Raw genomic sequence first — 13,477 nt, forward strand, 5'->3', positions numbered from 1 at the left:
TCCTTGCTGATGATGTCTGTGGAGCCAGATTATCTATTGTCTGAAGGAGATATGGAATGAAAGCGGTTTTAATACTCCTTTGTCTGATCTTGATGGCGATGGCTGGAGATTCCTGCGCTGTTACACTTGATGAGATCTTGGAGAATCACATAGAGGCTATGGGTGGGTTCGATAGAATACAGAACATTCAGTCTTCCCGGACTGTGTCCGAGATCAAGGTTGCCGGAATGGAGGGAACGTCTACCATCTATTACAAGCATCCTGATAAGTTCCGCAGCGAAGTGCAGCTTCCGATGGCAACCATAATCCAAGCTGCGGATGGCGATGATCTCTGGATGGTCGATTTGAACGGCCAGCAGAGACGTGCTGCCGGGGAGGAAGCAAAGGAGCTCGTGACTACTCTGTTTGTCACATCCGGCGGCTATATCAGGAAAGAGTATCGCGGAACAGCGGTTACTTATACCGGCGACCAGGAATCTGAGGGTGTGAGCTATCACAAGCTTCTTATCGCCCCTGATGGCGGACTCGATATGACCCTCTTCATCGATCCGGAGACAAATCTGATAGCATTCTCAGAGCAAACTGTTCAGATGTTCAAAGTCCGATCCTGGCAGGAGGACTACAGAGATGTCGACGGTCTTATGGTTGCCTTCCGCACGAGGCAGGAGACCGGTGTCGCGATGCTGGATGCCGAGGCCGTCACAATCTCTCAAGAATTCAATGTTTCTATCGATGATGAGCTTTTTGAATTTCAGGGAGCGGATCGTCCCGATTTTGGAATCTATAGAGAAAAATTCACGACCGTTGATCTGGAGATTCGTTCGAATCACATCTACTTGCCGGTGATGATCGGTGCCGACGGACCTTACAATTTCCTTCTCGACAGCGGTGCGGGCATGACGATTATCGGAAGGGATGCTGCCACTAGTCTTGTTCTTGAAAGAACAGGAGAACTTCCTGCGGTCGGTGTCGGCGGAGTGGAAGCCGGGAGCTTCGTTGCAATAGACTCGCTGTCTGTAGGCCAGGCAGTGATGCGCAACCTGGTTGCCGGAGAGCTTGATCTGTCATCGATCAATGAGATTGCACAAGAGCCGATCGACGGCATCCTCGGTTACGGTTTGTTCGCTCGCTTTGTGGTGCAGATTGACTATTATGATTCGCTTCTGACCCTCTTCCTTCCGGATGATTCACTGACATACGGTGGCAGGGATACTCTTGCTCTGGAGATCGAGTCGAACCACCCGATGGTTGCCGCGACGATCAACGATACGATTCTGCGGAGATTCAGGATCGATACTGGCTCGGCAAATTATCTCGATCTCGGTTTTGATGTAGTGAATCAATACAATCTGATCGAAGAATCCCGCAGCACGCGGGAGGGAATGCAGCTAAGAGGTATCGGCGGCGCGACCGTCATGTCTGTGAGCGGGAGACTCGAATCGTTTCGTCTTGGAACAGAGATACTCCGTGATGTCCCATGCAGTTTCACGACTGTCGACTCAGGAATTATGGCGATCGAAGGTGTTGACGGCAACATCGGTGGCGGGCTTCTTGCCAAGTTTACGTGTACCTTCGACTATCCTCACGAGTTGCTGTTTCTGACGCCGAATGCCAGTATCCGCGAAAAGGACGAAGTCGTTTCAACCGGGATATCCCTCAGGAAGGTTGATGATCGGATAATCGTTGATATTGTCTTGGATGAAACCCCTGCCGACAAGAATGGATTGAAGGTCGGGGACATTATTATTGCCGTCAACGGCATCTCTGTAGAATCGATGGAACTCTATCAGGTCAACGAGATGTTACATTCAGACAACGACGCTGTAATAGAACTTGAAATAGAACGGGATGGCATCGTGACGAGGGTGAAGCTGGAGAGCACGCCATTATATTGAAACCCTCGGCAAATCAGGCATTTGGTTTGACCGAAGTTGGCCGATAACTGATTGTGGGAGCAGGCATAGACCGACATGCTTGACAGGTGCTTGAAATCGGCTATATTCGGCCTTTATCTGAGTCGGAGGATTGTATGAAGATAGGAATCTTGACGGGTGGCGGTGATTGTCCAGGGTTGAACGCTGTCATCAGGGCAGTAGTTCGCAAATCGATCTCTCAGAAACAGTGGGAAGTAATTGGCATTTTCGAGGGCTGGCGTGGGCTCATCGATGAAGGCCTGACCCGTCCGATGACACTCGCGGAAGTGTCCGGAATACTCCACCGAGGAGGGACAATCCTCAAGACGTCCCGTACAAATCCGTACAGCAAGAAGATCGAGAATGGTGAGCAACGGGTTCTGGAAAACATCAAGAAGCTTGAAATAGACTGCCTCGTCGCAGTGGGTGGAGAGGACACGCTGGGAGTCGCCGAAAAGCTATTCCACAAAGGTGTCAATATGATCGGTATTCCGAAAACAATCGACAACGACCTTTCAGGGACAGACTATACTTTCGGATATGATACGGCTGTTAATATTGCGACCGAAGCGATCGACAGGCTTCACACAACAGCGGAATCACATAACCGAGTTCTGGTCTGTGAGGTGATGGGAAGGCATGCCGGATGGATTGCTATTGGCTGCGGAATCGCGGGCGGCGCAGATGTTATTCTTATTCCTGAACGTCCGGTCGAAATGGACAACGTGTGTGAACTGCTTAAGAAGCGTCACAATCGGGGGAAAGATTTCTCGATTGTCGTCGTGGCCGAGGGTGCCAAAATATCGCTGGAGAAAGAGAAAGACAGAGATGGCTCATTCATTGTCCAGGAGCTCGGCACGGATGAATTCGGACATGTACGTCTGGGCGGCATAGGAAATGTTATTGCTCGCGAGATAGAGAAGCGAACCGGTTTCGAGAGTCGCATGGTGATTCTCGGGCACATTCAGCGCGGTGGATCGCCGACGGCATTTGACAGGATTCTCGCCACCAGATTCGGGGTCAAAGCTGTGGATCTAATAGAGCGCGGAGAGTTCGGCAAGATGGTCGCTTTGCGCGGCAAAGATATTGTAGCGGTCGAGCTCGGAAAGGCTGTGTATGAGACAAGAACAATTGATGACGAGCTTTATGAGACGGCTGCGGTGTTTTTCGGTTAGGAGTATTTCTTGAGATTGAGACTCATGACAGCGTTGCTGTTCACCCTGCTTCTTCAAGCTGCCTGGGCTCAAGATGATTCCCACAACACCATCAAGGGCAATCGAGGCAATCAGCTTGTAGGCGTGCGCCTTGGCATCTATCATTTTACGTCAAACGAGGAATCGATTTTCGGGGACAACCTCATATCGTCAAGCACCACGAATAACGGATTTGCAGCAGAAGTGTTCTTCAATTACTTCTTCCTTGATCAGACGGCGCTTGAAGTCTCTCTCGGAAATGCAAATCGCGGGGACATTCTGTACGAGAATGAATCGATAGGGAGGCTCTTCGGATCGGCAGGCGTCTATCCGATGACGTTAGGTCTCAAGATCACGCCGCTATCGGGGATTGTCAGCGGTCATTATCAGCCGTATATTCATGGGGGCGGCTCTCTCGTTGTCACGCGAGAGATATTCGAGGGGGGAACTCTCTACACTGATCAGTATGCATACTACGATTTCGGATCAAAATCGAGAACCGCTTTTGGTTGGTGGGCTGGAGGCGGATTCGAGTCTTACGTGTCGTCGACAATTGCAGTGACATCGAATTTCAAATACTATTCTATCGACTACTCCAAGTATATCGCAGGATACAAAGATCATTCCGGCTATCAGATATCCGTAGGGATAGCCTATATTTTCAGAAAGAAATAGGAGTAAACTCAAGGAGGAGACCATGGGATCGAAGGTAGCTATTAACGGATTTGGCAGAATCGGACGACTCGTTCTGCGCGCCGCCATGAAGAACAAATCTGCACTCGATTTCGTATCCATCAATGATATAACAAGCGCCGAAACGCTTGCACATCTTTTCAAGTATGACTCAGTGCATGGCATCTTCGACGGCGAGGTCAAGGTTGACGGCGATAACCTGGTCATCAATGGCAAGAAGGTCGCTGTGACAGCGATAAAGGACCCCGCGGAGCTTCCTCACAAGGCTCATGGTGTGGACATAGTGATAGAATGCACCGGTCTGTTTCGCGACAAAGCGAGTGCCGGTAAGCACATTCAAGCCGGCGCCAAGAAAGTCCTGATTTCAGCACCGGCAAAGGATCCGGATGGCACATTCGTCATCGGAGTAAACTGTGCTCAATATGACAAATCAAAACACCACATAATCTCGATCGGTTCCTGCACCACGAACTGCCTCGCGCCGGTTGTGAAGGTGCTCAATGATAATTTCGGCCTCCTGCACGGTGTTATGACGACCATCCATTCTTACACAAATGATCAGCGCATACTCGATCTTCCGCATAAGGACCTGCGCCGTGCTCGTTCGGCGGCGGTATCTATGATCCCGACCACGACAGGCGCGGCAAAGGCTATCTCACTTGTGATCCCGGACGTGGCAGGCAAACTCGACGGTCTCTCGATTCGTGTTCCAACACCCGATGCGTCGATAGTGGACCTGGTCGCCACAGTCGGCAAAGATGTCACGAAGGATGAAGTAAATGCCGCAATGAAGAAGGCTTCAGAGAGCGGTTCACTCAAGGGATATCTCCAGTACTGCACCGATCCAATCGTCTCGATCGATATTGTAGGTAACCCGCATTCGTCGATCTTCGATTCGCTGCTGACATCTGTCATGGCGAAGCGGATGGTGAAAGTGTTCTCGTGGTATGACAATGAGTGGGGATTCTCCTGCCGCATGGTCGACATGATGGAGAGAATGCTGTAGAATAGACCGTATTTCACAGATATATAATCGGAGAGTAATCTGACTGCTCTCCGAAGCGGAGAAGAAAGATCATGAACAAGCTAACCATAGATGATCTGTCCCTATCAAACAAGAGAGTCTTAGTCAGGGTCGACTTCAATGTTCCGCTGACTCCTGATGGCATGGTTGCCGATGATCTTCGGATTCGAGCTGCACTGCCGACTATCAAGAAGATCATTTCTTCCGGTGGCTTTCCTGTCTTGATGTCGCATCTTGGCCGTCCCAAGGGTGAACGCAAGAGCGAGTTCAGCCTGCAACCGGTGGCGCAATGTCTCACTGGTTTGCTGGGCAGTCCGGTGAAGTTCGCTTCTGACTGTGTTGGCACTGATGTCGAAGAGCAATCGCGATTGCTCGAGCCGGGCGAAACTCTCCTACTCGAAAATCTGAGATTCCACATCGAGGAAACCAAGAACGATCCCGCCTTTGCAGAGAAGCTGTCGAAGTTGGGTGATGTGTATGTCAATGATGCATTCGGAACGGCGCATCGAGCGCACGCATCAACCGAGGGAGTCACGAAGTTCTTCGATCAATGCGCAGCGGGATATCTCATGGAGAAGGAGCTTCAGTATTTGATCGGAGCGCTTTCGAATCCTGCGCGACCGTTTGTCGCAATCCTCGGTGGGGCGAAGATCTCAGGCAAAATAGAAGTAATCAAGAACCTCTTCGATAAAGTTGATTCGATTCTCATCGGTGGCGCAATGACGTTTACTTTTTTCAAAGCCATGGGATATGAGGTTGGCGATTCACTACTCGAAGAGGATAGAGTCGAGATGGCGGGGGAGGTTCTCGCCAAGGCTAAAGCTAAGAATGTTGAATTGACTCTCCCTGTGGATATTGTTGTCTCAAACGCTGCGGACGGAAGTGGCGAAATCAGGACAGTACCATTCGATGGGATTCCAGCAGGCCTGAAGGGCCTTGATATCGGGGAGGTCAGCATTACCCGATTCGAGAAGATTCTGTCCGGTGCGAAAACCGTCGTGTGGAACGGACCGATGGGTCTGTTCGAGGTCGATAAGTTCGCAACTGGAACATACAGGATCGCCAAAATACTCGCCGACATTACCGGTCGAGGTGCGGTGACCATAGTCGGCGGTGGTGACTCTGCGTCGGCGGTCGCCAAGTCCGGACTGCAGGATAGAATGACGCACATCTCCACCGGCGGCGGCGCCAGCCTGGAGTTGCTCGAAGGCAAGCCTCTTCCGGGACTTGCCGCACTCAGCGACAAATAGGATTCATCTCAAGGAACGAGATTAGAAATGAGAAGATACGTAATTGCGGGAAACTGGAAAATGCAGAAAGATGACCACGAAACGGTTGAACTCTGCAACGCTATCAGGAGCGGCTACAAGCCGGATGATCGTTATGAACTCGTTATCTGTCCACCCTTCACGTCGATCGCCAGTGCCGTCGAAACGGTCAAAGGCACAGATATCGCCATCGGGGGACAAAACATCTGCTGGGAGGCGGAAGGCGCTTTTACGGGCGAAGTGAGCGCGCGGATGCTCTTGACAGCGGGATGCAAATATGTTATCTTGGGCCACTCTGAGAGAAGGGAATATCTCTCGGAAAGTGACCAGTTGATTGGCACGAAGGTTCAACTGGCACTGTCGGAAGGACTCGTTCCGATTGTCTGCGTCGGCGAGAAGCTTGATGAGCGCGAATCGGGACGGATGGAGGATGTCGTCGGCGGTCAGTTCGACGGCGTTTTTGCCAATATCGACAAAGCTGGTTTTGATAAGTGTGTGATCGCTTACGAGCCGGTTTGGGCGATCGGCACCGGAAAGACCGCAACTCCCGAGATGGCCGACGATGTTCACAGGTTCATACGGGGGAAGGTGGAGGAGAGATTCGGACGCGACAGCGCTGAGAAGATGAGGATACTCTACGGCGGATCGATGAAACCGACAAACTCAGCCGAACTTCTGGCGCAGCCGAACATCGATGGTGGTTTGATCGGCGGAGCATCGTTGAAAGCCGATAGTTTTCTTGGAATTGCATCTACGATAAAATAGAGCGCATTCGCATGTTGCGGGGCGCATGAGGAGGAACAGTTCTTGTTCACGATTCTGATTACGATTCATGTTCTCGTCTCCTTTGGGCTGATCATCAGCGTTTTGATGCAGTCCTCCAAGGGTGAGGGCCTGGCTGGAGCGTTCGGCGGTGGCGGAGGTGTTTCCGGAGCGGTATTCGGTGGACGCGGCGCGGCGCCGTTTCTTTCGAAAGCTACGACTGCCCTGGCGATCATGTTCATGGGGATGTGTCTTCTGCTGACGCTGACCACAGGTGGTGGGCGTAGTAGCGAAGCTGTTGCCGGTGGCTCATCCGCAGTGCAGGACTATGCACGCGACCAGGCGGGACAGGTGACGCCGACTGACGTACCGGAGGTCAATGTTGGACAGCCGATGGAAGGCCAGCCGCAGCAGGATCTTCCGATCACTGTGACGCCGACGCCAACAGGTCAAACCGACCAGGGTCAGCAGAAGGAGAAACCGCCGGAAGGATCTGGCGGAGAATAGTAGATATTCACGGGTCTGAATCTGCATGCAGGGAAGCATAAAGACAGGCCTGATGATATAGAGACCTCAGCCGAGGTGGTGGAATTGGTAGACACGCTATCTTGAGGGGGTAGTGAGGCAACTCGTGCGGGTTCAAATCCCGCCCTCGGCACGAAATATAAGAGCCCGCAGGCAATGCCTGCGGGCCTTCGCAATAGGGGTAGGCAAGAATCCCAAGTCGACACACTTGGTGAACACCGACCACTTTCCCGGTAATCGGCAGATCTCGCCGGGGCCTGACCTGCATACTACAATCTACGGGCAATCAACATCATCGAGGTTTGTGTCCCAACAATGCCAGTCGGTGTCGCCGTAGAAGTTCTCATCTTTTACATGGCCATTCTTGTCTGTGAAGTTCCATTCGATTTCTGCGAGGTTGTCCTGACCCTTATTGTATATGTTATAGAATCGGTCATAGTCAGTATCCGTTGTCGATCCATAGTAGATGTAGCCGCCGTTCTCCGCGTCACCTGGAATGATATTGGTGTACTTCAGATCGCCCGTAGCGGTCGAGACATTGCGATGCCATTCGATGCCGAGGAAGGGGTTAGCTTGATCATGGCCGCGATTGACGGTCCATTCACCCTCGGTTGCCGGAAGATTGTGTGTGCCGCTGTACCAGAGATAGTCTGTGAATTCGCCCTCTTTGCTGAGATACATGCTCCACGAAACTTCGTTTTCTTCGACATTTCCGACCAAACGGCATGTGTGTTCGACGCCTACAGTCACGCTGTACGTCCACTGCCATGAGCCATCTTCAAGCTGCATCGGATCATGTTGGAATGCTTCGACAAATGCTGCAACCGGCACGGCAAGAGTGACTGTCAGCGCGATATTCCAGAACGCGACGCGAACTGCCGACTGCCCCCAGTTCTGCTTTGTCAATGCCTCAGTGTTATCTCCAGCATTTGAAGACCAAAGCACGTACTGTGTGAAATCGTCGAAATCCATCACAAATGTCGATTGTGGCGGAAGATCCGGTGGAGTGACAACAGGCGGATTGACAGTCTCATCATCTCCGCATCCGATAAATGCTCCCGTGATTGCCATAAGGAAAACAGCGAATGCGGCCAGCAGTATATGTCCCCGGATTTTCATGGTGTAGCTCCTTTCTCTTATTAATACAGGATCGGTCTGTCAGATCGGATAATTTCATCAAATCTAATCAATCCACAGATTAAGCGAACATAATCCAATGATATGAATACGTCAAACACAACAATCGAGTTCTATTCCGATGGCTTCCGGGCTCGCACAGCATATAAGAAACCGCCGGACGAGCAAGTGTAGTATTCGCCTGCTTCGATCTGCTCGCGGAAAATGGTCATCTGCCTGTCCACGGTTGTTCTGTATCGCTGATAGTCATCGGGATCGCCGCCTGCTGCCAGAAACTGTTTCTTTTGCAGGGCTGCGATGGTCTGGTACCGCTCTTCATCCAGCAGTTGCCTTTTCAGTTGCTCGAGTGCATGTTGCTGTAGTGGGCTGTCATATGGGGGCTCGAGGTAATGAGATCGATCATTCGTACGTGCCTTGATGTCGACCATTCCGAGCAATTTCAGCATTCTCGGTACTCACCTCAAGAAACAGATCCGATTCAACCCGTCAGTTGGGCTATCAATGTCCGTAAACTGGGAATAGCGGATATTGGATTTCTGCACGTTGGCGAAATAGCCAAGAAGCTCGCAGGACGGGTGCAGGTATGAGCACCCAAACTATAATTATCGTAAACATGTAATCTCGCCAGTCAAGACCTGCCATTCGTCTTCGCATTTGAACTTTAATCCACGAGTTATGTCGGGGATCAGGATAATCCTGGTGGCTGATATCACCATCAATGTGGACACAGAATCGCAACCTGCCACCTATTTCCGCTTGCGTCTGATGGGTCATGAAGTTATACTGAGTAATCAGTCGAATCTAAGCAATTTACTATATGTTGGCATTTGAATTCAAAGGAACATAGCGTGAATAATAGACCTGAGCATTGCTGGGATTTCAATTTCTGCCCCGAATCAACTCGTTGTGGGTGTCCGGCCTATCTTGATAGCAGCCGGAACTGTTGGGAACATGAGAAGACGAGTTCTTGTCGATTGCTGGGCTTCAAGAGAGACTGCTCAATCTGCCGGTACTATCATGAATTCGCGCCAAGCTCTGTTCAGTCCTCTTCGGACACCAAACGCCCCGTGTGATCCGAACGGTGATGAAGTGCCGGAGTGTTGGTACTCGAGAAACTTGCTTGACAGAACTGAGAATATATGTCTATAGTAGTGATAGAGCATCCAGAAAACAGCAACGACGGGCAAATGTAAATGTGACCAAACAAGAATGGGGAAAAACAGCCATGGCTGAGAAAATCCTGCAAGTCAATTTTAAGTTCAGCGTAACGGGTGCCGAGTATGAGCAGGCTGCATCCTTGCTTGCTGAGGAGTTTGCCAAGGTTGCTGGCCTTCGCTGGAAGATTTGGCTCATGAATGAATCGGAAAGTGAGGCTGGCGGCATCTATCTCTTTGATGACGAGGCGTCGCTGCAGGCGTATTTGGAGGGACCACTGTGCGCTAAAGTGAAAGGTCATCCGGCCCTTAGCGAGATGAGTGCCAAGCCGTTTGACGTAATGGCTGGCTTGACGGCCACTACTCGCGGCCCTGTTTAGACGATCCCGATTCCTGCGATCCGGATAGTGATGAAGTGCCGGATTGCTGATTCGCTGAAGAAAGTCTCTCAAAAGAGCATGGGTGCCGTGAGAGCGGCTCCCATGCAGATTGTCTTGGGTGAGGATCAGAGGTACTTATGTTCACTTAGAGCTACATTATCGTGGACATAACAGCCTCACTCTGGGTTTAGCGGCCAATTCATCGCATCTCCGATGCACAGATTCTCCTTAAATCTCACGTATCTAAATGTCTGTAGAGAAGAGATTGCAGACGCGCTTCAGCGCAACGACACAATCGCTGCGCTAACCATTTTGCGAAGATGCGCTGTTCTCGAAAGGTGCTGAGCGCGCGACCCAATCAACAGTCGGGAATGCCGTCGCCGCTCGGATCGCAAGGGGCCGTGCCGCCACCGAAAATGTAGGCTATCAAATACACAACATCATCGATGTCGACCGCGCCGGAGCAGTCAGCATCAGCTTTTATCTCAGGATCGGGGGCTGGGCCACCGCCGAAAATATAAGCTATGAGAAATACAACGTCGTCGATATCGACCGCTTCGCTACCGTCAGCGTCGCCGCAAATCCAATCGCAAGCGTCGCCTATTTGATCGCCATCCGTATCAGTCTGATCGGGGTTTGGAATGAACAGGCAGTTGTCACAACTATCACCCACCGTGTCGCCATCGCGGTCTTCCTGCTTGTTGTTTGCAGCATATATGCAGTTGTCACAGCTGTCGCCGACAGCATCGCTGTCGTTGTCCTCCTGCGATGGATTGTAGTTCTGCGGACAGTTGTCGTTGAAGTCGGCGATACCATCATTGTCGAGGTCAGGTATGTAACCGGAATAGTCCCATCCTATGGCGTCGAACATGTCTTTGTCGGCTGTTTTGTAGAAGTCCGGATAGTAAGTCTGGCCGGCATTCGCGTACGCGCACATTATGCCGTAGACTGATCCATCTCTGAAATGCGATGCCTGCGCAGGACTTCCGTCCTGCATCCGGTACTCGACATCTGTACCATCATAATAGAAGAGATTGGAGTTGTGAGAATCGTTAGGATAATTGTAGTCGACCAGCCGCGGGCAGGTTTGGAACTCCTCATACGTATCCGGATTGTAGTCTTCCGTGCCGTCGGTTCGCTGGAATCTGAAGATATCCATACTGAAGACATCAGAGGCAGGATCGTACCACTGTTCGGCCCTCGACAGGAAGCCCAAAGCGTGCCCCACCTCGTGCGCCACGACCGACTGAAAGCAGTACTTGTATGAAACGACGCCGTTTGATGGGTCGTAGTCCCAGTTCACGTCTGGGTTGAAAGAGGTCTCTCCGGACGCGCCGCCAATCGTGTATCCGACGGCTCCGTAGTTTGCCCAGGCAAAATTGCAGCGGTTCTCATTTGTTACAGTCGAACTGGCTCCGTTATAGCGCACAGGTAGTGAGGTCACCGGCAGCCAACTCTGAATAAAATCGTCCGCATCTCTGTCGTCAAGCAGATGGGTGCGTGTCGCGCTCCATGACGGCGGCGTGGCAGCGGTGTATGTACCCGTCGCACCGAGGACGCCGGACGGCAGTGTGTTGTCGAAATCGATATAGACGGATACCGTCACAGGATCAGAGAAGAGGCTTTCCAGATATGCTTCCACTACTCCGAGCGCAGTCACCGCTTCTGCCGGGACAGTCCCATCCGTAAAAAACATTACGTTGAGACCTGCTTGCGGAGATTTCGCTGCGTCAATCTTCCCATATGTCAAAGGGTGCCTGGTTCTTCTCTCGCGGATGTAGTTCTCAAACTCCTCGAGAGAGACATCATCCGATTGCTGATCGAGCACGGGACGCCAGAGGATGTTTGTAGGCATTTGAGTCAGAGATCCATCGATGCGGTCAATCGCTTCCTGCACAGGGCCGGTTTCAACATAGTAAAGTGGAGTGACGGCTCGTTCTGCCGCGCCATAGAGCAAAGAAGCTCCCATTACCAGAAGGAGAATGACAAAGGCTAGTTGCCGATAATCAAACGCTGCTAAGAATCTCTGTCTCTTTGACATGATATCAATCCTCTCGATCCGTGCACGGCGTAACTCTCCCGCTCCGCCATGTCATTCGCAGGCTGGCACGACTGGTGCCTGCCTCATGTTTAACTAGTTTCCTATTCGGCATTTGACCCCGCATCCGTGACATAAAACTCCACGCATTTATGCAGGGAAGCACAGATATTGGGTCATTCGACTTTCATCGTTCCAAGAAATGAGATGATATTCATCTGCAAGTAACTCTACTCTCAATATATATCAATCTGCGATGCTGTCAAGGATTCAAACTGCCGGAGTAGAGTATCAGGCGCCTTTGCTCATGAAGTCGAGGAAGGAGGAGCGAAGTGTGTCGCTCATAAGCGCTCTTCTTAGAGGCGGCAGCTTCAGAAATCCGCCGACGAATCCCCGCATGAATCTGTGTGTCATGCTTTGAGGATTGCTGAATAGAAGATTCTGTAGAGTTCCTTGTTCAAGACTCTGCAGAATGACTCTCTGGAATGTATTTTCGGGATGAAGAACTCGCTGACCCCGCTTCACAAGTCGCATCGCTCCGCTTGAGCATTCCAGTCCGCAAACGCCGCAGCCGATGCAGACAGACTCATCAATCACGGATTCTCCATTGGGACCGATGCTGATTGCGTTTATCGGGCACCGATCGACGCATTCTGCGCATTCGATGCAGCTGCTTCTGTCAATCTCAGCGATGAAGCTCGACGTAACAATCGCGTTGGTATATCCAAAGCGGCTGATTCCAAGCAACACGTTGCAGCAGCAGCCGCAACAATGGCAAATGAACGAAACGTTCTGCTGAACATTGTCTGCACACAGCACGAGACCCAGCTCCCGTGAGCGCGCAAGGTTCTCGACCATCTCCGTCTTGGAGACCTCCTTCGCAAATCCGTGACGGATCATGTAGTCGGTTGACGGCCCTAATGTGGAGCATGTCTCAAGTGGAATGTCGCAGCTCTTTTTCCCGGTATGCAGTTTCTCATGGCGGCAGGAACAGATACCTATCGCGAATTTGTCCGAGTCTTCTACAATGGCAGATGCTTTCTCGTAGTCGAGTATCTCCACATAGTCGGAAGTATCGATAACTTCCTCGTGGGGGAGTGCCCGCAGAGGCATGACCGACTGCCCTTTGCTGAGATTAGCCTTATAGAATGTACTCTGATCATCAAGATATGAGTGGAAGAGCCGTGCCCATTCTTTCGTGTTGAGGTTGCTGCCGGTCCGCATCATTGTGAACTCGAATATCCCAACAACTAGGAGCCTGTCGGAGAACCTCTGCTTTTTGATTTTATCAGATCATTTTGAGGAGTTATAGAATTGTATTAGAATTGGGGCATGAAGAACAAGAGACATTTTCGAGAGTACAATCCGGATCAACTGTTCCTTCTTCCTC

Annotated in this window: 12 protein-coding genes and 1 tRNA gene; 9 read left to right on the forward strand and 4 right to left on the reverse strand. The window is 51.2% G+C overall.

Annotated features, from left to right (window positions below; genetic code table 11):
- The first annotated feature begins 56 nt into the window (after nt 1–56).
- The 8 genes from KKH67_07190 (at nt 57) to KKH67_07225 (ending at nt 7,511) form a co-directional block, all read left to right on the forward strand.
- Complete coding sequence (locus KKH67_07190) at nt 57–1,895, forward strand: aspartyl protease family protein (protein ID MBU1318968.1); 1,839 nt, start codon at nt 57–59, stop codon at nt 1,893–1,895.
- 134 nt (nt 1,896–2,029) lie between these two features.
- Entirely contained in the window at nt 2,030–3,088 is a 1,059-nt protein-coding gene (locus tag KKH67_07195) for a 6-phosphofructokinase (protein MBU1318969.1), read from the forward strand.
- 9 nt (nt 3,089–3,097) lie between these two features.
- Nucleotides 3,098–3,781, forward strand: coding sequence for an outer membrane beta-barrel protein (locus KKH67_07200; GenBank protein ID MBU1318970.1), 684 nt, complete (start codon nt 3,098–3,100; stop codon nt 3,779–3,781).
- 22 nt (nt 3,782–3,803) lie between these two features.
- Nucleotides 3,804–4,805 carry a type I glyceraldehyde-3-phosphate dehydrogenase gene (gene gap, locus KKH67_07205; GenBank protein ID MBU1318971.1) on the forward strand — a complete coding sequence of 334 codons (1,002 nt, stop codon included), beginning with the start codon at nt 3,804–3,806 and terminating at the stop codon, nt 4,803–4,805.
- Between the two features lie 71 nt (nt 4,806–4,876).
- Nucleotides 4,877–6,073 (forward strand): phosphoglycerate kinase, encoded by a 1,197-nt coding sequence (locus KKH67_07210; protein MBU1318972.1) that lies wholly within the window; start codon nt 4,877–4,879, stop codon nt 6,071–6,073.
- Nucleotides 6,074–6,100: 27 nt separating this feature from the next.
- Complete coding sequence (gene tpiA / locus KKH67_07215; GenBank protein ID MBU1318973.1) at nt 6,101–6,856, forward strand: triose-phosphate isomerase; 756 nt, start codon at nt 6,101–6,103, stop codon at nt 6,854–6,856.
- A gap of 42 nt (nt 6,857–6,898) precedes the next feature.
- The gene (gene secG / locus KKH67_07220; GenBank protein MBU1318974.1) at nt 6,899–7,360 is read left to right on the forward strand and encodes a preprotein translocase subunit SecG; all 462 of its coding nucleotides are present in this window, start codon (nt 6,899–6,901) and stop codon (nt 7,358–7,360) included.
- Nucleotides 7,361–7,429: 69 nt separating this feature from the next.
- Nucleotides 7,430–7,511: transfer RNA gene (locus KKH67_07225), tRNA-Leu, on the forward strand.
- Between the two features lie 143 nt (nt 7,512–7,654).
- On the opposite strand, the gene KKH67_07230 is transcribed toward KKH67_07225, so the two are convergent.
- Nucleotides 7,655–8,497 (reverse strand): hypothetical protein, encoded by an 843-nt coding sequence (locus tag KKH67_07230; protein MBU1318975.1) that lies wholly within the window; start codon nt 8,495–8,497, stop codon nt 7,655–7,657.
- Nucleotides 8,498–8,628: 131 nt separating this feature from the next.
- Nucleotides 8,629–8,961, reverse strand: a complete 333-nt coding sequence (locus KKH67_07235; protein MBU1318976.1) for a hypothetical protein — start codon at nt 8,959–8,961, stop codon at nt 8,629–8,631.
- A 779-nt stretch (nt 8,962–9,740) separates the two neighbouring features.
- Here KKH67_07235 and KKH67_07240 point away from each other — a divergent pair.
- Nucleotides 9,741–10,049: a YdhR family protein gene (locus KKH67_07240; protein ID MBU1318977.1), complete on the forward strand. Its 309-nt coding sequence runs from the start codon at nt 9,741–9,743 to the stop codon at nt 10,047–10,049.
- A 358-nt stretch (nt 10,050–10,407) separates the two neighbouring features.
- Here KKH67_07240 and KKH67_07245 read toward each other — a convergent pair whose 3' ends face one another.
- Nucleotides 10,408–10,986: a thrombospondin type 3 repeat-containing protein gene (locus KKH67_07245; GenBank protein ID MBU1318978.1), complete on the reverse strand. Its 579-nt coding sequence runs from the start codon at nt 10,984–10,986 to the stop codon at nt 10,408–10,410.
- 1,392 nt (nt 10,987–12,378) lie between these two features.
- Complete coding sequence (locus KKH67_07250) at nt 12,379–13,371, reverse strand: 4Fe-4S binding protein (protein ID MBU1318979.1); 993 nt, start codon at nt 13,369–13,371, stop codon at nt 12,379–12,381.
- Nucleotides 13,372–13,477: the final 106 nt, after the last annotated feature.

This window comes from Candidatus Zixiibacteriota bacterium (assembly GCA_018820315.1).
Lineage (GTDB): Bacteria > Zixibacteria > MSB-5A5 > JAABVY01 > JAHJOQ01 > JAHJOQ01.

Coding starts and splice junctions, on each gene's coding strand:
- KKH67_07235 (MBU1318976.1), bottom strand. CDS start 8,961: ATGCTGAAATTGCTCGGAATGGTCGACATCAAGGCACGTACGAATGAT.
- KKH67_07195 (MBU1318969.1), top strand. CDS start 2,030: ATGAAGATAGGAATCTTGACGGGTGGCGGTGATTGTCCAGGGTTGAAC.
- KKH67_07190 (MBU1318968.1), top strand. CDS start 57: ATGAAAGCGGTTTTAATACTCCTTTGTCTGATCTTGATGGCGATGGCT.
- KKH67_07245 (MBU1318978.1), bottom strand. CDS start 10,986: ATGTGCGCGTACGCGAATGCCGGCCAGACTTACTATCCGGACTTCTAC.
- KKH67_07230 (MBU1318975.1), bottom strand. CDS start 8,497: ATGAAAATCCGGGGACATATACTGCTGGCCGCATTCGCTGTTTTCCTT.
- KKH67_07210 (MBU1318972.1), top strand. CDS start 4,877: ATGAACAAGCTAACCATAGATGATCTGTCCCTATCAAACAAGAGAGTC.
- KKH67_07240 (MBU1318977.1), top strand. CDS start 9,741: ATGGCTGAGAAAATCCTGCAAGTCAATTTTAAGTTCAGCGTAACGGGT.
- tpiA (MBU1318973.1), top strand. CDS start 6,101: ATGAGAAGATACGTAATTGCGGGAAACTGGAAAATGCAGAAAGATGAC.
- gap (MBU1318971.1), top strand. CDS start 3,804: ATGGGATCGAAGGTAGCTATTAACGGATTTGGCAGAATCGGACGACTC.